General features: G+C 63.0%; 1 pseudogene. It reads right to left on the bottom strand.

The features are described from left to right. Positions 1-430: pseudogene (locus AC2A06_RS18880) on the bottom strand (OmpA family protein); the annotation flags it as partial.

The following is a 430-nucleotide window of genomic DNA, read 5'->3' as shown; positions in this document are numbered from 1 at the left end:
ATCTTCACGCAGCACCTTGACCGCCTCGGCTTTCGGGGCGTAATTGTCCATCGAGATACCGTCATAGTGCGCAATATCAAAACTCAACCGCTGTACAAGGTGGCGGTTGTTCCAGCCACTGCTGCACAAGGCAGCGATGGCCGCCAGCGTGAACAGGGCAATCCCGCCACGCCAGGTGCGCTGGCGCGGGGTCAGGCCCCGCCCTTCCGGCAGCAGCTGCAGCACAAAATCCGGTAACAGCGAGTTGTCGGTGATAACCGCCTGGCCCGGCAACCAGCCTGCCGAACGGTTGAGGGCGGTCTGACGAGTCAGCCAGTGGGTCCACAATGACTGTGGCAGCGCGTCCGCCAGGGCCGGGCCCATGCCCCAGACTACCGCACAAGGGACAATGGCCGGGATATCCGGGTTAGGGGCACTGAATACGGACTGG

The organism is Serratia sp. HNCC26DJ244, assembly GCF_057180565.1.
Note: the sequence above shows the minus strand (reverse complement) of the source record. Positions and strands in the feature narration are given on the sequence as shown.